The following is a 16,623-nucleotide window of genomic DNA, read 5'->3' as shown; positions in this document are numbered from 1 at the left end:
CTTAAGCGCGGTCCTTCTGCCAGACCACGCCGTCCTCGGTCAGCATGGCGTCGAGCGGCACGTCGTGCGGCTCACCCTCGAGCCAGGGGATGAAGCCGTGGGCGTAACCGACGCCGACCGTCACTGGCCGTGGCTGCAGCGCCGCCAGCGTGCGGTCATAGAAGCCGCCGCCGTAACCCAGCCGCACACCCTTCGGCCCGAAACCGACGCAGGGCACCAGCAACAGCGCCGGCTCGAAGGCCTCGGTGTCCTTGGGCTTCGGGATGCCGTAGGCGTCCTCTTCCATCGGGCAGCCCGGGAACCAGACGTGAAAGCGCAGTTGCTTGGTCTCGCGGTTGATCACCGGCAGCCCGATGCGCCGCGCCGGATCGGCCTCGGTCCAGCGAAACAGCGCCGGCAGCGCATCGAACTCACCCTTGATCGGCCAGTAGGCGCCGATGGTCTGCTCGAAGCGCGACACCAGCCAGACCCGCAGCACCTCCTGCAGGTGCACCGCGCGCTGGTGGCGGTCGTGCATCGACTGGCGCTCGGCCTGGAGCTGCTTGCGCAGCTGCGCCTTGTCGCGCGACGGTTCGAGGCTGAAGCCGAGGGGCGTATCCATCCGCCGATTGTGCGGCGTCGGCGCGGCCGGCACACTGATGCGATGACCGCTTCCGACGCTGAATTCGTCACCCATTGCCTCGAACTGCTCGGCGCCGCCGGACCGAGCCGGGCGCGCCGGATGTTCGGCGGCCACGGGCTGTACGTCGACGACCAGTTCGTCGCGCTGCTGATCGCCGACACGTTGTACCTGCGCACCGACGAGCCGACGCGCGAGGTCTTTCGCGCCGCCGGCTGCGTGCCCTTCGACTACGCCACCCGCGACGGGCAGCGCATCGTGATGGCTTACTGGAGCGCGCCGCAGGAAGCCATGGAGTCACCGGCCCTGATGCTGCCCTGGGCACGGCTGGCCATCGCATCGGCGCTGCGGGCGGCGGCCAGCAAACGTTCGGCCGCGCCGCGCAAGGCCCGCGCCACGGCGCCCCAAGCGGCAGCGCTGAAGCCGGCGTCGGCGCGCAAGGCCGGTCGGGCCGCCAAGCGCTGAGCCGGGGCCTGCGCCGGCAGTTGCCAGCCGAGGCAGCTCATCTCGCCACGCCGCCAGGGCTCGATCACCAGGCCGTCGCCGGCGCGCAGCCAGAAGCGCTCGCCCGGCTGCAGCACGTGGTCCAGCCCACCGCCGTCGCGCGTGATCCAGACCCGGCCTTCGTGCACCGCCAGCCAGCCGTCACGCTGAGTCTGCAGCCGCGTCGCGGCATCCAGGCGCAGCCGGCGCGGCGTCCGGTCCAACATCTGCCAGCTCGTCGATTGATGCAGCTTGCTCATTGCGTACTCCTCAGTAGTTACCCGCAATGATCGGCATTCGAACCTCTGTGGTCCAATGCAATCCCTCCACCTCATTGATGCGTTTCAGGCATGAATACTCCGCCGCGGCGCCCGCTCTCGCTGGATGGCCTGCGGGCCTTCGAAGCGGTGGCCCGGCGCCTGTCCTTCAGCGCCGCGGCCGACGAGCTGTACCTGACGCAGTCGGCCGTCAGCCGGCAGATCAAATCGCTCGAGCAAGAGCTCGGTGGGAGCCTGTTCAACCGCGGCACGCGCCGCGTCGAGCTGACGACCGCCGGCATCGCGCTGCAGCAGGCGGTGGTGCCGGCGCTCGAACGCATCGACCGCACGGTGCGCCAGCTGCGCGTGCAGCGCGGCCGCGAGCACGTCAACGTCTCGACCTTCGCCTCCTTTGCCACGCTGTGGCTGATGCCGCGGCTGACCCACTTCCAGCAGCTGCATCCGGACATCGACATCCGGCTGTCGGCTTCCGACAAGCTGGTCGAGCTCGACGATCCTGAAGTCGACCTGGTGCTGCGCTACGACTTCCAGCGCAACGTGCCGCCGCACGCCGAGCTGATGTTCGGCGAAACGCTGTCGCCGATGGCCAGCCCCTGGCTGCTGGAGCAGGGCCGCAGCGGCCGCGCGCCGCCGCTGGCCGCGCCGGCCGACCTGGCCGCCCACGCGCTGCTCGAGGAGGATGATCACCGCCCGAGCGCCGCCTTCCTGAGCTGGCGCCGCTGGCTCAAGCTGCATGGCCAGCCGCAGCTCGAGCCGCGGCGCTGGGTCTATCTGAACTACACCCACCAGCAGGTGCAGGGCGCCGTCGCCGGCCAGGGCGTCGCGCTGGCGCGCCTGCCGCTGGTGCACGACCTGGTCGAGCGCGGCGAGCTGGTCGAGCCCTTCGGCCCGGCCGCGCGCATTCCCGGCGAGACCTGCTACTGGCTGATCCTGCTGCCGCAGGCGCGCATGCGTCCGGCGCTGCGCGCCTTCGCCGACTGGGTACGCGACGAGGCGGCGCGCACGCGGGCGGCGATCGCCGAACAGCCCGGCACGGCCGCCGATGCGCCCGGCGCATCGGATTGATGCGGCACTTGCACACCACATCGCCCGCCGAGCCCCTACGATCGTTGACCCGCCCGAGGAGGGCTTTCGAGGAATCAGGAGAATCCGCGTGATGCAGCTTTACGTCGGCAACAAGAACTACTCGTCCTGGTCGATGCGCCCGTGGGTGCTGATGACCCAATTCGAGCTGCCCTTCGAGGAGGTGATGCTGCGCTTCGACGGCTTCACGCCCGATTCGCGCTTCAAGCAGGCGATCTCCAGGCTGTCGCCGACCGCGCGCGTGCCGCTGCTCGTCGACGACGGCTTCGCGGTCTGGGACACGCTGGCCATCGCCGAATACCTGGCCGACAAGTTTCCCGAGCGCCCGCTCTGGCCGGCCGACCGCCTGCAGCGTGCCCGCGCGCGCAGCCTGTGCGCCGAGATGCACTCGGGCTTCGGCGCGCTGCGCAGCGCCTGCCCGATGAACATCGAAGCCGCGCTGCCGCAGATCGGCGCCAAGGTGCTCGCCGAGCAGCCGGCCGTCGGCACCGACCTGGCCCGCATCGTCGCGATGTGGACCGAGGCGCTCGAGGCCAGCGGCGGCCCCTACCTTTTCGGCGGCTTCAGCATCGCCGATGCCTACTTCGCGCCGATCTGCGCGCGGCTGCGCACTTATGCGCTGCCGGTGCCCGCGGCGATCGAGGCCTACATCGAGCGCCAGTACACGAATCCCGGCATGGCGGCCTGGGTGCGCGACGCGCTCGCCGAAAAGGAATTCCTCGACTTCGAGGAACCGTACCGCAGCAGCCGCGACTAGGCGCGAAAAGCGGCGCCGCGCGCATCGATCCGGTCGGCGCCGCGCGCGGCCCCTGCGTTACAGTGTCTTTGCGAGGCCGCCGCCGCGCGCCTCGCCCCCGTGATGCCCGGCCGCCTTTCACTCTTCTCCTCCCTTCGCACGCTGCTGCTCGCCTGCAGCGTGCTGGCCTGCGGCGGTCCGCATGCCGCCCCCTCCCCCCAACCAGCGAACGCAGCGGCCAACGCCCGCAGCGCGGCCGACGACACGGTCGTCGAAGCCCGCGAAGCATTGCGCAAGCGCGACCGCCAGCGCCTGGCCGCCGCGCGCGCCGCGGTGCAGGCGGCGCAGCACCCGCTCGCCAGCTGGGTCGAATACTGGGAGCTGCTGAACCGCCTGTACGAAGTGCGCGCCGACGAGATCGAGGCCTTCCACGCGCGCTGGCCCGGCAGTTACCTCGAAGACCGGCTGCGCAACGACTGGCTGCTCGAGCTCGGGCGGCGTCGCGACTGGGCGGCCATCGCGCGCGACTACCCGCGCTTCAAGATGAACGACGACCGCGAGGTCACGTGCTGGTGGCTGCTGACCGAGCACCAGGCCGGCCGCGACGTGCGCGACGCCGCACGCGCGGCCTGGTTCGCCCAGCGCGAGCTCGACGACGGCTGCCAGACGCTGGCCGCGACGCTGTTCGAGGCCAAGCGCCTCGGCGCCGACGATGTCTGGCGCAAGGCTCGGCTGGCGGTCGAGGCCAACCGGCCGGCGGCCGCGAAGGTCGCGGTCGGTCTGTTCGACAAGCTCGACGCCAAGGAGCTCGGCGAGGCGCTCGACAACCCGCTGCACTACCTGCGCCGTCCTGCACCGTCGAACCGTCAGCGCCAGGAGCTGCGGCTGCTGGCGCTGATGCGCGTGGCGCAGAACGATGCCGACGTGGCCGCCGGCCTGCTCGAGGATCGCCGCCAGCACGGCTTCACGCCGTCGCAGGCCGCCTGGGGCTGGGCCTTCACCGGCCGGCAAGCGGCGTTCAAGCTCTCGACCGATGCCGTCGCGCACTACCGGCGCGCCTGGTCGCTGCTGCCGGCGGCCGAAGCCGCGCAGCCCGGCTGGAGCGAGGAGACCCTCGTCTGGGGCGCCCGCGCCGCGCTGCGTGCGCCGCAGGCGCGCGACCGCTGGACGCTGGTGCTGAAGCCGATCGCCGCGATGGCGCCCTCGACGCTGACCGACCCCGCCTGGGCCTACTGGAAGGCGCGCGCGCTGGCGGGCACTGCCCGCGAAGGGGGCGACGGCGATCCACAACGCGCCGAGGCGAAGCGCGCGCTCGAAGAGCTGGCCAGCCCGCTGCACTTCTATGGCCAGCTGGCGATGGAAGACCTGGGCCAACCGCTGCAGCTGCCCGCGTCGGCCGCGCCGACGACGCCGGCCGAACGCGAGACCACGCGCGCGACACCCGGCTTCGTGCGTTCGATGCACCTGGCCACGCTCGGGCTGCGCGACGAGGCCCGGCGCGAATGGAACTTCACGCTGCGCGGCCTCGGGGATCGCGAGCTGCTGGCCGCCGCGCGCTGGGCCTGCGAGGTCGCCGACTGGCAGCTGTGCATCAACACCAGCGATCGCACGCGCACCGAGTTCGACCTGGCGTCGCGCTACCCGATGCCGTATTCGAACGAGATCCACCAGGCCGCCACCGCCGCCGGACTCGAGCCGGCCTTCGTCTTCGGCCTGATCCGCCAGGAGACCCGCTTCATGGCGACGCTGCGCTCGCACGCCGGTGCGTCGGGACTGATGCAGCTGATGCCGAACACTGCGCGCTGGGTCGCGAAGAAGATCGGCATCGACTTCAACCCGGCGCGCATCGAGCAGCTGTACGAGCCGGCGCTGAACCTGAAGCTCGGCACGCGCTACCTGAAGATGGTGCTCGACGACCTCTCCGGCTCGATGCCGCTGGCCGCCGCCGCCTACAACGCCGGCCCTGGGCGGCCGCGGCGCTGGCGCGAGGGCCCGTCGCTCGAAGCCGCGGCCTGGGCCGAGAACGTGCCGTTCAACGAGACGCGCGACTACGTCAAGAAGGTGCTCGCCAACAGCGCGTTGTATGCCGCGTTGCTGACCCGACAGCCGGCGGTGCTGAAGGCCCGCCTCGGCCCGCCGATCGGTCCCCGGGACAGCACCACGCCGGTCAACGGCGAGCTGCCCTGATGAGAGATGTCAGCCCCTAGCTCACTACGTTCGCGGCCCCCGAGGGGCGTTCAGCCGCCTTGGGAACGGCCCGGCGCCGGCTGATGGCCCGGCGCATCGTCGTCACCGGAGGCACCGGCTTCGTCGGCCGCGTCGTCTGCGAGCGCCTGTTCGAGCGCGATGCCGGCACCGCCATCGTCGTGCCGACGCGCCAGCTGCCGCGGGGCAACGTGATCCGCATGCTGCCGACGGTCGAGCTGGTGCGCTGCAACGTGCACGAGCCGCAGCAGCTGGCGGCCGTGTTCGATGGCGCCGACACGCTGATCCACCTGGTCGCGATCCTGCACGGCACTGCGCAGGCGTTCGAGCAGGTGCATGTGGCGCTGCCGCGCAAGCTGGCGGCCGCCTGCCGCGCCGCCGGCGTGCAGCGCGTCGTGCATGTCAGCGCGCTCGGCGTCGCGACCGATGCACCGTCGGCCTACCTGCGCAGCAAGGCCGCCGGTGAAGCGGTCTGGCGCGACAGCGGTCTCGACGTGACGATCGTGCGCCCGTCGGTGATCTTCGGCGCCGAGGACCGCTTCACGAACCTGTTCGTGCGCCTGCAGCGGCTGTTTCCGGTGCTGCCGCTGGCCGGCGCCGATGCGCTGTTCCAGCCGGTGTGGGTCAGCGATGTCGCGCGCGCCATCGTCGCCAGCGTCGACCGGCCGGCCCCGGCGGGCGGCATCGTCGAGATCGCCGGACCCGAGGTGCTGAGCCTGAAGCAGATCGTGCAGCACGTCGGGCGCCTGGCCGGCTGCGAACGACCGGTGCTGCCGCTGCCCGAGGCGATCGGCCGCGTGCAGGCGGCGCTGATGGCGTTGTTGCCCGGCACGCCGCTGATGTCGGCCGACAACCTGCTGTCGATGCGCGTGCCGAACGTTGCCAGCGGCGCGCTTCCGGGGCTCGCCGAGCTCGGCCTGCGGCCGGCGACGATCGACATCCTGGGCGCGCACTTTGCGCGTTAGCAGCCGCCGCGCATGAAAGCTTATGTCGTTGGCGGTGCGGTGCGTGACCGCTTGCTCGGCCTGCCGGTCAACGACCACGACTGGGTGGTCGTCGGCAGCACGCCCGAAGCGATGCTGGCCCTCGGCTACATGCCGGTCGGCCGCGACTTCCCGGTCTTCCTGCATCCGCAGACGCACGAGGAGTACGCGCTGGCGCGCACCGAGCGCAAATCCGGCCGCGGCTACCACGGGTTCCAGTTCCAGGCCGCACCCGAGGTCACGCTGGAGCAGGACCTGGCGCGCCGCGACCTGACGATCAACGCGATCGCCGAGGATCCCGACAGCGGCGAGCTGATCGATCCCCACGGGGGCCGGCGTGACATCGAGCAGCGCGTGCTGCGCCATGTCTCCGAGGCCTTCGCCGACGACCCGGTGCGGCTGCTGCGCCTGGCGCGGCTGGCGGCGCGATTCACCGAGTTCAGCGTCGCGCCGGAGACGACCGCCTTGTGCCGCCGCATGGTCGAGGCCGGCGAGGTCGACGCGCTGGTGCCCGAGCGGGTCTGGCAGGAGCTCTCGCGCGGGCTGATGGAAGCGCGCCCCGACCGCATGCTGCTGGTGCTGCGCGAGTGCGGCGCGCTGGCGCGGCTGCTGCCCGAGGTCGACCGGCTGTGGGGCGTGCCGCAGCCCGAGGCCCATCACCCCGAGATCGACACCGGCGCGCACCTGCTGCTGGTGCTGCGCATGTGCGCACGGCTCGATGCCACCCTGCCGGTGCGCTTCGGCTGCCTGTGCCACGACCTCGGCAAGGGCACGACGCCGGCTGAAGCGCTGCCGCGCCACATCGCACACGAGACACGCAGCGTCGAGCTGGCGCAGCAGGTCTGCGAACGCTGGCGCGTGCCGGTCGACTGCCGCGAGCTGGCCGAGCTGGCGGCGCGCGAGCACGGGAACATCCACCGCAGCGACAGCCTGAACGCGACGGCGCTGGTGCGCCTGTTCGACCGCTGCGATGCCTGGCGCCGGCCCGATCGTTTCGCCGGCCTGCTGCTGGCCTGCGAGTGCGATGCGCGCGGCCGGCTCGGTCGCGAGGATGAGGCCTACCCGCCGCGGCCGCGGCTGTGGGCGGCGCTGCAGGCGGCGCGGGCGATCGACACCGCGGCCGTCGCGGCGGCAGCGGCCGAACCGGGTCAGCAGGGCCCGGCCATCGGTGCCGCGATCGCGCAGGCGCGGGCGCAGGCTCTGCGCGACCGCGGCCTCGCGCAATGAGCGTTCAGATCAGCGCGCCGATCAACATCGCCAGCAGGCTCAGCAGCAGGCTCGACGCCAGCGGCACGTAGATCGCACGGCCGCGAATCCGCAGCTCGAAGTCGCCCGGCAGCCGGCCGAGGCCGATCTTCTGCAGCCAACCGCGCAACCCGCTGAAGACCAGCGAGGCGAGCAGGAAGACGATCAGCCAGCGCATGCGCGCAACCCTTCGTTCAGAGGCGGTGGCTGCGGTCGCCGGAGGCGAAGCCCAGCGCATCGAAGCTGCAGCCCTTCGCAAAACCGATGACCTTGAACAGCTCGCCCATCTCGTGCTCGGTGATCAGCTTCTGGGCCATCGCGCGTTCGGCGATCGTCGCACTTTCGAGCAGCGGCAGCAGCCCGCAGTTGAGCAGGAAGCGCGCCTGCGAGGTGTAGCCCAGCACCTCGAGCCCGGCCTCCTGGCCGGCGAGCGCGATGCCGGTGAAGTTGACGTGCGCAGTGATGTCCTTGCTGCCGGGGTCCTGCAGCGGATCGCTGTCGGCGCGGTGGCCGCGGTGGCACATCAGCGTGCCGCCATGGCGCTGCGGGTGGTAGTACTCGGCCTCGGGAAAGCCGTAGTCGATGAAGAAAGCGGCGCCGCGCTGCAGCCGGTCGGCCACGCTGCGCACGAAGGCTTCGGCCTGCGGGTGGATCTCGGTGATGGTGCCCGGCACGAACGGACCGTCGAGCGGCGGATGCAGCGCGCTGGCGCGGTCGGCCCAGGCGAAGGCGCCCTGCTTCATCACCACGCCGCGCTCGAGCCAGGCGTCGCCGTCCCAGTGCAGCAGCTGCACCGGCATCGCGTCGAGCACTTCGTTGCCGATCACGACACCGTGCATCGCGTCGGGCAGGCGGTCGAGCCACTGCACCCGATCGCCGAAACGTTGCAGCCGCGCGGCCTGGCGAGCGCGCAGCGAGCCGGAGAGGTCGACGATCCGATAGCGCTCGACCGCGGCACCGAGGGCCTCGAGCAGTTGCTCGGCGAGCGCGCCCGAGCCGGCACCGAACTCGTAGACCGTCGTCGCCTCGCCGGCCTGCAGCGCCTGCCGCAACTGCACCGCCAGCGCGCGGCCGAAGTGCGGCGAGAGCTCGGGCGCGGTGACGAAGTCGCTGCCCGAGGCCGGCATCGTGCCGAACTTCGGCGAGCCGTGCGCGTAGTAGCCGAGGCCCGGTTCGTAGAGCGCGATGGCCATGTAGCGGTCGAACGGCAGCCAGCCGCCGGCGGCGAGGATGGCTTCGCGCAGCAGCAGGCGAAGTCGGCTGGATACACTGTCGGGTTCGCTCGCCGCGTCCATCCGTGGCATTGTAGGAAGCATGCCGAAGCCCACCGCAACCTCTTCCCGCCCGGTCGTGCTGGTCACCGGCGGCGCGCGCCGCATCGGCCGCGCGATCGTGCTGGCGCTGGCCGAGTCCGGCTGGGACATCGCCCTGCATTGCCGCAGCTCGCGCGCCGATGCCGACGCCACTGCCGCCGAGGCCGAGGCCGCCGGCGCGCGCGCCGAGGTGTTCCAGGCCAACCTCGCCGACTCAGCCGATTGCGAAGCGCTGGTGCCCGCCGTGCTGCTGCGCTGCGGCCGGCTCGACGCGGTGGTGAACAACGCCTCGCTGTTCGAGTACGACGACGTCGCCAGCTTCACCGTCTCGGCGATGGAGCACCACTGGCGCGCCAACACCGCGCCGGCAATCCTGCTGGCGCGCGCGCTGCACGAGCACCTGTGCGAGCGCGGCACCGACAACCGCGGCTGCGTGGTCAACCTGCTCGACCAGAAGCTGGCCAACCCGAACCCGGACTACCTGTCGTACACGCTGTCGAAGGCCGCGCTCGAGGCAGCGACGACGATGCTCGCGCAGGCGCTGGCGCCCGTGCTGCGCGTCTGCGGCGTGTCGCCGGGCGTCACGCTGCTGTCGGGCAGCATGTCGGCCGATGAGTTCGCGCGCTCGCACCGCATGACGCCGCTCGAGCGTTCGTCGACGCCGGAAGACGTGGCGCGCGCGGTGCGCTTCATCCTCGAATCGCCGGCGATCACCGGCACCACGCTGCTGGTCGACGGCGGCCAGCACCTGCTGCCGCAACCCCGCGACGTGATGTTCCTGTCCCAGAAGAACGAAAGCTGACATGCAGTCCCTGCTCACCAACCCCAGCCTGATGGACTGCCGGCGGCTGTTCCTGCGCGACTACGAGGTGTGGATCAACATCGGCGTGCACGACTTCGAGAAGAAGGGCGAGCAGCGCGTGCTGATCAATGTCGACCTCTACGTGCCCTTGGCGGTGTCGACGCCGCGGCACGACCAGCTCGAAGAGGTGCTCGACTACGACTTCATCCGCCGTTCGATCGCGCAGCGTGTGCAGCAAGGCCACGTGCACCTGCAGGAGACGTTGGCCGACGACGTGCTGAAGCTGATGCTCGCCCACCCCAGCGTTCGGGCGGCGCGGGTGTCGACCGAGAAGCCCGACGTCTATCCCGATTGCGAAGCGGTCGGCTGCGAAGTCTTCGGCATGAAGGAGCGCGCATGAGACACCGCCCGGCCGTTCCCGGACCCGAAGGGGCCCTGACGGGCCGTGGGGCTCGCACCGCAGTGCGAAGCACGGAGGTTACCCAATGAACAGCGTCGTCGACACCGGCATCGTGGCCGACGACAAGGCCGCGAAGAAGCAGGCCTTCGAGGCCAACAAGCTCAGCAAGCGGCTGCACCGGCTGGTGGGCCAGGCCATCGGCGACTTCAACATGGTCGAGGACGGCGACAAGGTGATGGTCTGCCTGTCCGGCGGCAAGGACAGCTACGCGCTGCTCGACCTCCTGATGTCGCTGCGCCTGCGAGCGCCGATCCGCTTCGACATCGTCGCGGTCAACCTCGACCAGAAGCAGCCCGGCTTTCCCGAGCACGTGCTGCCCGAGTACCTGGCGCAGCGCGGCGTGCCCTTCCACATCGAGGCGCAGGACACCTACTCGGTCGTCAAGCGGCTGGTGCCCGAGGGCAAGACGATGTGCTCGCTGTGTTCGCGGCTGCGGCGCGGCATCCTGTACCGCGTGGCCTCGGAGCTCGGCGCGACGAAGATCGCGCTCGGCCATCACCGCGACGACATGGTGGTCACGCTGCTGATGAACATGTTCTTCGGCGGCCGCATGAAGGGCATGCCGCCGAAGCTGGTCAGCGACGACGGCCGCCACACGGTGATCCGGCCGCTGGCCTATGTCGCTGAAGACGACCTCGAGCGCTGGGCCGAGCACCGGCAGTTCCCGATCATCCCGTGCACGCTGTGCGGCAGCCAGGACAACCTGCAGCGCGTGCAGGTCAAGAAGATGATCCGCGACTGGGAGCGCCAGTACCCCGGCCGCATCGACAACATGTTCAACGCGATGGGCCACATCACGCTGTCCCACATGATGGATCGGAACCTGTTCCCGTTCGCCACGATCAGACCGACAGGCGTGGCCGACCCCGCGGGCGACAAGGCCTTCGACGAGGACGAGGACTGCGCGACGCCGCAGGGCGCTGCTGCGGTCGTGCGCCTCGCGCTCGATGGCTGAACGGGCCGCATGCGTTTCGAGGAGCATCAGCGATGAAACGACGTTCGATGATCGTCGGTGCCGCGATCGGCGGCCCGGCCCTGTGGCTCGGCGGTTGCGCGGCGATGAACCAGGTCTCGGCGGAGGTATCGACCTTCGGCGAATGGCCGGCGGCGCGGCGCGGCGCGAGCTTCGCCTTCGAGCGGCTGCCATCGCAGCAGCAGAGTCCGGAGGTCCAGCAGCATCTCGAGGGCGCGGCAGGCCTGGCGCTGCAGAAGCACGGTTTCCGCCCGGTCGCGGGCAATGCCGAGCCCGACGTGCTGGTGCAGCTCGGCGCCCGCATCACGCGCACCGACCGCTCGCCCTGGGACGACCCGCTGTGGTGGCACGGGGGCTTCGGCCGCTGGCGGCATGGTCCGTGGCGCGGGCCGTACTGGTCGCTCGGCGCGAGCTGGCGCTACGAATCGCCGCGCTACGACCGCGAGGTTGCGCTCTTGATCCGCGACCGCGTCAGCGGCAAGCCGCTGTACGAAGCGCGGGCCAGCAGCGAAGGCAACTACGGCAGCGTCGAATCGCTGCTGAAGCCGCTGTTCGATGCGGCGCTGTACGACTTCCCGGCCGTCGGCGTGGTCAATCCGCGCCGCGTCACGGTGCCCTTGTCCTGATCGGGCCTGTCGACGCTGCGGGAGGGCAGCGCGCCGGGCTCAGTCGTTCGCCAGCGCGCGGAAGTCTTCTTCCCAGCCCTTGAGCTTGTCGGCGCCGTGCTGGCGCTGCGCCGGCTTCATGCTGTTGTGCAGCTGCGCGGCGAGCGCGCAGTTGGCATCGAGCAAGCGCTGGCGATAGGCGCGGTAGTCGGCACGCGGCGAATTCACCGCGTCGGCGGCGAGGCGGCGCAGCGCCGCCTGGAAGGCGGCCGGCTCGGCGCGCTCGGCCAGCAGTGCGCGCAGGCTGCGCACGATCTCCTGCTGGCGCGCGCGCCGCTCGTCGAGCCAGCGCTGCGCATCGAAAGGTGACGCCGCCAGCCCGGCGGCGAGCAGCCGGCGCTGCGATTCGTCGAGCGCGCCGTAGAGCATCTCGGCGCGCTCGACGGTGCGCTTCAAGTTGGCCTCGGCACGCTCGGCCGGATCGGGCTGCAGGTAGTCGCGCTGGACTTCCTGGTTCTTGCGCGCGTAGCGCTTCGCCAGGTGATCGAGCTGCGCCGGCGTGAAGCTGCGCAGGATCTCGGCCATCGCCGGCACGGCGTGTGCATAGGCCATTTCCATGCGGCGCTGCGCACCCTCGGTGATCTGGCACATCGCCTGCGGCGTCGCCGCCTCGGTCGTCATCGACTGCAGGCTGGCGAGCCAGGTGGCGTATTCCGGCAGTTGCGTCTGGCGGTGCCAGGCGAACCAGTCGGCCAGCGCGGCCTTGGCCAGCGGCGTCTGCTCGCCGCTGAAGTCGACGTAGCCGTCCAGCCACCAGTAGGCCAGCACGGGGCCCTGGGCATAACCCAGCCGCAGCGCGCTGCAGCCGCCGAGCAGCAACAGCAGCGTCGCGATAATCCAGGTCCCGATACGCGACAACACACTCGATCTCATGGCACTCGACATCGTCATCATGGCTGCCGGCAAGGGTACCCGCATGAAGTCGCGGCTGCCCAAAGTGTTGCATCGGCTGGCAGGCCGAACCTTGCTGCAACATGTGCTGGACACTGCGGCCGCCTTGGGCGAAGCCCGCAGTCTGGTGGTCACGGGCCATGGTGCGGCCGACGTCGAGCAGTCGATCGCCGGCAGCGGCGCGATCTGCGTTCGGCAGGAGCCGCAGCTCGGCACCGGCCATGCGATGCAGCTCACCGTGCCGCACCTGGCGGCCGCGCCCGGCGCCGAGGACACCACGCTGATCCTCTACGGCGACGTGCCGCTGATCGAGCCGGCGACCGCGCGCGCGTTGGTCGACGCCTGTGCCGGCAGCTGCCTCGCCGTGCTCACGCTGACACTTGACGACCCCACCGGCTACGGCCGCATCCTGCGCAGTGCCGATGGCGGCGCACGCGTGCTCGGCATCGTCGAGCACAAGGACGCCAGCCCCGAGCAGCGCACGATCAACGAGGTCAACACCGGCCTGATGGCCGCGCCGACGGCGCTGCTGAAGCGCTGGGTCATGGCGCTGACCAACGACAACGCGCAGCGCGAGTACTACCTGACCGACATCGTCGCGCTGGCGGTGGCCGACGGCGTGCCGGTGATCGCGATATCGGCCCACGACGAGACCGAAGTGCTCGGCGTCAACAGCCCGGTGCAGCTCGCGGACCTGGAACGCCGCCTGCAGCGCCGCCAGGCCGAGGCGCTGATGGAAGCCGGCGTGCGCCTGGCCGACCCGGCGCGCTTCGACCTGCGCGGCACGCTCGAGCCGGGCCAGGACGTGGAGATCGACGTCGGCTGCGTCTTCGAAGGCCGCATCGTGATCGGCGACGGTGCCCGCATCGGCGCGCACTGCGTGATCCGCGACGCGACGATCGGCGCCGGGGCGGTGATCCATCCGTTCACCCACATCGAAGGCGCGAGCGTCGGCGACGGTGCGCTGGTCGGCCCGTACGCGCGGCTGCGCCCGGGGGCCGCGCTGGGCGCCGAGGTGCACATCGGCAACTTCGTCGAGGTCAAGAATTCGACGCTGGGCAGGGGTGCGAAGGCCAACCACCTCGCCTACCTCGGCGATGCGACGGTCGGCGAGCGCGTCAACTACGGCGCCGGCAGCATCACCGCGAACTACGACGGCGCCAACAAGCACCGCACGGTGATCGGCAACGACGTGCACATCGGCTCGAACTGCGTGCTGGTCGCGCCGGTGACGATCGGCGACGGCGCCACGGTCGGCGGCGGCAGCACGGTCAGCAAGGACACGCCGCCCGGCCAGTTGACGGTGGCGCGTGCGCGCCAGGTCAGCATTGCGGGCTGGACGCGGCCGGTCAAGGCGAAGAAGTAGCCGGCAGCGCCGCATCGGCGGCGCCCGCGGCGAGCCACTGCATCAGCGCCGCCGGCGCCAGCGCCGGCTCGACCGCATCACCCTGCAGCTGCGTGCAGCCGGCAGCGATCAGCCAGTCGCGCTGCGCGGCGGCGTGCACGCCGGTGGCGGCGACGCAGCGGCCGAGGCCGTGCGCCAGGCCGATCAGCGAACGCACGACGGCAGCGGCGGCCGCGTCGTCGGGCAGCGCATCGATCAGCGTGGGGTCCAGGCTCCAGCCGGCGAGCGGCAGCTCGCGCAGCCGCGTCAGCGCCAGGCCGCCGCGGCCGAGCCCTTCGAGCAGCACCGCGACACCCAGACGCTGCAGGCCGGCCAGCAGCCGCGGCAGCCGCGCACCCTCGTCGGCGCACTGGCGTTCGTCGAGCGCCAGCAGCAGCGCGCCGTGCGCCGGCGCCTGCGCCGCCAGGGCCTCGCCGAGCGCGGCCAGCAGCGCGGGTCCATCGAGCTGCAGGCTGGCCAGCGACAGCAGCACCGGCAGCGCCGGATGACCGGCGTCGCGCCAGCCGCGCTGCACGCGCAGCGCCTCGCGCAGCGCCCACGCCGCCAGTGGCTGCAGCAGTCGCGGCTGCGCGACGCGGCCGGCGAACGCTGCCGGCGCGAGCAGCCCGCGCTGCGGATGGCGCCAGCACAGCAGCGCCTCGATCGCCGCCGGCCGGCCATCGGCGGCGGCCAGGCGCGGCTGCAGGCGCAGCTCGAACTCACCGCGCTCCAGCGCCGCGGCGAGCTCGGCTTCGAGGCGCAATCCCTCGTCGATCGCCACGCCCAGCGCCGGCTCGAACACCGTGACGGCGTCGCGCCCGGCGGCCTTGCCGGCGTAGAGCGCCGCGTCGGCATGGCGCAGCAGCGTGTCGGCGTCGCGACCGTGCTCGGGGAACAGCGCCACGCCGACGGTCGGCGTCACCGCGAGCTGGCGGCCGCCGAAGTGCACCGGCGCCTGCACCGCGGCGCGCAGCCGCTCGGCGGCGAGCGCCGCCTCACGGCGGTCGGCGACGCCGGGCAGCAGCACGACGAATTCATCGCCGCCGAAGCGACCCGCCGCACCCTGCGGCGGCAGCGCATCGGCGATGCGCGCGCCGACCGCGCGCAACAGCGCGTCTCCTGCACCATGGCCCAGCGAATCGTTGATGCGCTTGAAGTGATCGAGATCGATGAACAGCAGCGCGATCGGCCGGCCGTCGGCCGGCGGATGCGCAAGCTCTGCTTCCAGCCGCTCGACGAAGGCGCCGCGGTTCAGCAGGCCGGTCAAGGTGTCGTGGTGCGCCAGCTGGCGGATGCGTTCCTGCGCCGCCTGGCGGTCGCGCAGGTCGCGCACGATGGTCATGCGCAGCTGGTCGTCGCCACGCTGCAGCGTGCGCACGATGAACTCGACCGGGATGGCGCGGCCCTGCAGGTCGACGATCTCGGTCTCGTAGCTCAGCTCGGCACCCTGCGCCATCACCTGCTGCACGCGGGCCAGCTGGCGCGGGGCGATGAAGTCGAGCACATGGCGGCCGAGCAATTGCTCGCGCGTGCCGCCGACCAGCGCGGCCATCGGCGCATTCAGGTCGGTGATCAGGCCGGCGTGGTGGAACACGATGCCCTCGACGCTGGCCTGCATGAACTTGGCCATGCGCTCTTCGCTCTCGCGCACGGCCGCCTCGGCCTCGCGGTGCCGCGTGATGTCGCTGATCAGCACGAAGGCACCGAACGGATGGCCGTCACTGCCCAGGTGCGGCACCAGGCTGACCTCGAGCCAGCGCGGCCGGCCCGCCGGCTGAGGCCCGGGCAGCTGGCGCATGTACGACACCGTGCGCCGAGCCTTCAGCATCAGGTCGACATGCGGCTGGATCTCGCGCGCGGCGTCATCGCCGATGACCTGCGCGAAGGTGCGGCCGGTCACCGCCTCGGGCTTGAGGCCGAAGGTCGCCGCGTACTGCGGGTTGGCGTAGAGGCAGGTGAAGCCGGCGCTTTCGTAGTAGGCGATCAGCACCGGCAGGTTGTTGGCCAGCAGCTCGAAGCGCGAGGCCATTGCCTGCGCGTCCTGCACCGCCAGCTTCAGCGTCGTGCAGTCCTGCAGCAGGCACAGGAAGCTGCCGCTTTGCGGCAGCCAGCGCGCTTCGAGGTCGACCCAGGCCTTGACGCCGTCGTGCCGCAGCAGCCGGATCTCGAGCGTGAAGTCGCGCTGTGCCGCCAGCGCCGCGAAGAGCGCGGCGCGCCGGTCCGGCGACAGCACCGCGAACCAGCCGGTGCCCAGCAGTGCCCCGGCGGGCAGGCCGGCGAGCGCGGCCATCGCGGCATTGGCATGCAGCGCGTGGGCGTCCGAGCTCAGCTCGAGTGCCGGCACGGGCAGCCGGTCCCAGCCTTGCGGGGCGGCGGCCAGGCTGCGGGCGGGACCTTCCGCGGGCTGCACGATCGTCTTCCTGAGGCGGGTGAGGCTGGAAACGGCGAATGATAGTGCCGGGGCCGCGCGCACCTTGTGCGAGATTGCCGAAGCCGGCCCGCG

General features: G+C 71.5%; 16 protein-coding genes and 1 pseudogene. 11 read left to right on the top strand and 6 right to left on the bottom strand.

Going from position 1 to position 16,623, the window contains the following annotated elements:
• Position 1: 1 nt before the first annotated feature.
• The gene (locus HLB44_RS06985; RefSeq protein ID WP_173121832.1) at positions 2–601 is read right to left on the bottom strand and encodes a 5-formyltetrahydrofolate cyclo-ligase; all 600 of its coding nucleotides are present in this window, start codon (positions 599–601) and stop codon (positions 2–4) included.
• A gap of 42 nt (positions 602–643) precedes the next feature.
• On the opposite strand from HLB44_RS06985, the gene HLB44_RS06980 reads away from it, so the two are divergent.
• Positions 644–1,084, top strand: coding sequence for a TfoX/Sxy family protein (locus HLB44_RS06980; RefSeq protein ID WP_173121831.1), 441 nt, complete (start codon positions 644–646; stop codon positions 1,082–1,084).
• Between the two features lie 62 nt (positions 1,085–1,146).
• Here HLB44_RS06980 and HLB44_RS38320 read toward each other — a convergent pair.
• Positions 1,147–1,329: pseudogene (locus HLB44_RS38320) on the bottom strand (DUF2917 domain-containing protein); the annotation flags it as partial.
• Positions 1,330–1,452: 123 nt separating this feature from the next.
• Here HLB44_RS38320 and HLB44_RS06975 point away from each other — a divergent pair.
• The 5 genes from HLB44_RS06975 to HLB44_RS06955 all read left to right on the top strand — a co-directional run bounded on the left by HLB44_RS06975 (position 1,453) and on the right by HLB44_RS06955 (position 7,614).
• Positions 1,453–2,445, top strand: a complete 993-nt coding sequence (locus HLB44_RS06975) for a LysR substrate-binding domain-containing protein (protein WP_173121830.1) — start codon at positions 1,453–1,455, stop codon at positions 2,443–2,445.
• Positions 2,446–2,533: 88 nt separating this feature from the next.
• Positions 2,534–3,220, top strand: coding sequence for a glutathione S-transferase N-terminal domain-containing protein (locus HLB44_RS06970; RefSeq protein ID WP_173121829.1), 687 nt, complete (start codon positions 2,534–2,536; stop codon positions 3,218–3,220).
• Positions 3,221–3,322: 102 nt separating this feature from the next.
• The gene (locus HLB44_RS06965) at positions 3,323–5,386 is read left to right on the top strand and encodes a lytic transglycosylase domain-containing protein (RefSeq protein WP_173121828.1); all 2,064 of its coding nucleotides are present in this window, start codon (positions 3,323–3,325) and stop codon (positions 5,384–5,386) included.
• An 83-nt stretch (positions 5,387–5,469) separates the two neighbouring features.
• Positions 5,470–6,369: a complex I NDUFA9 subunit family protein gene (locus HLB44_RS06960; RefSeq protein WP_173121827.1), complete on the top strand. Its 900-nt coding sequence runs from the start codon at positions 5,470–5,472 to the stop codon at positions 6,367–6,369.
• Between the two features lie 12 nt (positions 6,370–6,381).
• Positions 6,382–7,614 (top strand): multifunctional CCA addition/repair protein, encoded by a 1,233-nt coding sequence (locus HLB44_RS06955; RefSeq protein ID WP_173121826.1) that lies wholly within the window; start codon positions 6,382–6,384, stop codon positions 7,612–7,614.
• A gap of 4 nt (positions 7,615–7,618) precedes the next feature.
• On the opposite strand, the gene HLB44_RS06950 is transcribed toward HLB44_RS06955, so the two are convergent.
• Positions 7,619–7,810: a DUF2905 family protein gene (locus HLB44_RS06950; RefSeq protein WP_173121825.1), complete on the bottom strand. Its 192-nt coding sequence runs from the start codon at positions 7,808–7,810 to the stop codon at positions 7,619–7,621.
• Positions 7,811–7,826: 16 nt separating this feature from the next.
• Complete coding sequence (locus HLB44_RS06945) at positions 7,827–8,927, bottom strand: class I SAM-dependent methyltransferase (protein ID WP_173121824.1); 1,101 nt, start codon at positions 8,925–8,927, stop codon at positions 7,827–7,829.
• Between the two features lie 19 nt (positions 8,928–8,946).
• On the opposite strand from HLB44_RS06945, the gene HLB44_RS06940 reads away from it, so the two are divergent.
• From HLB44_RS06940 to HLB44_RS06925, 4 genes are all read left to right on the top strand, one after another.
• Positions 8,947–9,747, top strand: coding sequence for an SDR family oxidoreductase (locus HLB44_RS06940; protein WP_173121823.1), 801 nt, complete (start codon positions 8,947–8,949; stop codon positions 9,745–9,747).
• A gap of 1 nt (position 9,748) precedes the next feature.
• The gene (locus HLB44_RS06935) at positions 9,749–10,147 is read left to right on the top strand and encodes a dihydroneopterin aldolase (protein ID WP_173121822.1); all 399 of its coding nucleotides are present in this window, start codon (positions 9,749–9,751) and stop codon (positions 10,145–10,147) included.
• Between the two features lie 85 nt (positions 10,148–10,232).
• Positions 10,233–11,162, top strand: a complete 930-nt coding sequence (ttcA, locus tag HLB44_RS06930; protein ID WP_173121821.1) for a tRNA 2-thiocytidine(32) synthetase TtcA — start codon at positions 10,233–10,235, stop codon at positions 11,160–11,162.
• Between the two features lie 32 nt (positions 11,163–11,194).
• Positions 11,195–11,806, top strand: coding sequence for a DUF4136 domain-containing protein (locus tag HLB44_RS06925; protein ID WP_173121820.1), 612 nt, complete (start codon positions 11,195–11,197; stop codon positions 11,804–11,806).
• Positions 11,807–11,845: 39 nt separating this feature from the next.
• Here HLB44_RS06925 and HLB44_RS06920 read toward each other — a convergent pair whose 3' ends face one another.
• Positions 11,846–12,703 carry a DUF6279 family lipoprotein gene (locus HLB44_RS06920; protein ID WP_173121819.1) on the bottom strand — a complete coding sequence of 286 codons (858 nt, stop codon included), beginning with the start codon at positions 12,701–12,703 and terminating at the stop codon, positions 11,846–11,848.
• Positions 12,704–12,716: 13 nt separating this feature from the next.
• Here HLB44_RS06920 and glmU point away from each other — a divergent pair, with 13 nt between their 5' ends.
• Positions 12,717–14,102 carry a bifunctional UDP-N-acetylglucosamine diphosphorylase/glucosamine-1-phosphate N-acetyltransferase GlmU gene (glmU, locus tag HLB44_RS06915; RefSeq protein WP_173121818.1) on the top strand — a complete coding sequence of 462 codons (1,386 nt, stop codon included), beginning with the start codon at positions 12,717–12,719 and terminating at the stop codon, positions 14,100–14,102.
• Here glmU and HLB44_RS06910 read toward each other — a convergent pair.
• Positions 14,086–16,530, bottom strand: coding sequence for a diguanylate cyclase domain-containing protein (locus tag HLB44_RS06910; RefSeq protein WP_173121817.1), 2,445 nt, complete (start codon positions 16,528–16,530; stop codon positions 14,086–14,088). The two genes, glmU and HLB44_RS06910, sit on opposite strands and share 17 nt — an antisense overlap.
• Positions 16,531–16,623: the final 93 nt, after the last annotated feature.

It is taken from the genome of Pseudaquabacterium terrae (genome assembly GCF_013266755.1).
GTDB lineage: Bacteria > Pseudomonadota > Gammaproteobacteria > Burkholderiales > Burkholderiaceae_C > Pseudaquabacterium > Pseudaquabacterium terrae.
This window is presented reverse-complemented; position numbering and strand designations above follow the sequence as displayed.

Coding starts and splice junctions, on each gene's coding strand:
- HLB44_RS06980 (WP_173121831.1), top strand. CDS start 644: ATGACCGCTTCCGACGCTGAATTCGTCACCCATTGCCTCGAACTGCTC.
- HLB44_RS06945 (WP_173121824.1), bottom strand. CDS start 8,927: ATGGACGCGGCGAGCGAACCCGACAGTGTATCCAGCCGACTTCGCCTG.
- HLB44_RS06940 (WP_173121823.1), top strand. CDS start 8,947: ATGCCGAAGCCCACCGCAACCTCTTCCCGCCCGGTCGTGCTGGTCACC.
- HLB44_RS06975 (WP_173121830.1), top strand. CDS start 1,453: ATGAATACTCCGCCGCGGCGCCCGCTCTCGCTGGATGGCCTGCGGGCC.
- HLB44_RS06985 (WP_173121832.1), bottom strand. CDS start 601: ATGGATACGCCCCTCGGCTTCAGCCTCGAACCGTCGCGCGACAAGGCG.
- HLB44_RS06955 (WP_173121826.1), top strand. CDS start 6,382: ATGAAAGCTTATGTCGTTGGCGGTGCGGTGCGTGACCGCTTGCTCGGC.
- HLB44_RS06965 (WP_173121828.1), top strand. CDS start 3,323: ATGCCCGGCCGCCTTTCACTCTTCTCCTCCCTTCGCACGCTGCTGCTC.
- HLB44_RS06960 (WP_173121827.1), top strand. CDS start 5,470: ATGGCCCGGCGCATCGTCGTCACCGGAGGCACCGGCTTCGTCGGCCGC.
- HLB44_RS06925 (WP_173121820.1), top strand. CDS start 11,195: ATGAAACGACGTTCGATGATCGTCGGTGCCGCGATCGGCGGCCCGGCC.
- glmU (WP_173121818.1), top strand. CDS start 12,717: ATGGCACTCGACATCGTCATCATGGCTGCCGGCAAGGGTACCCGCATG.
- ttcA (WP_173121821.1), top strand. CDS start 10,233: ATGAACAGCGTCGTCGACACCGGCATCGTGGCCGACGACAAGGCCGCG.
- HLB44_RS06950 (WP_173121825.1), bottom strand. CDS start 7,810: ATGCGCTGGCTGATCGTCTTCCTGCTCGCCTCGCTGGTCTTCAGCGGG.
- HLB44_RS06935 (WP_173121822.1), top strand. CDS start 9,749: ATGCAGTCCCTGCTCACCAACCCCAGCCTGATGGACTGCCGGCGGCTG.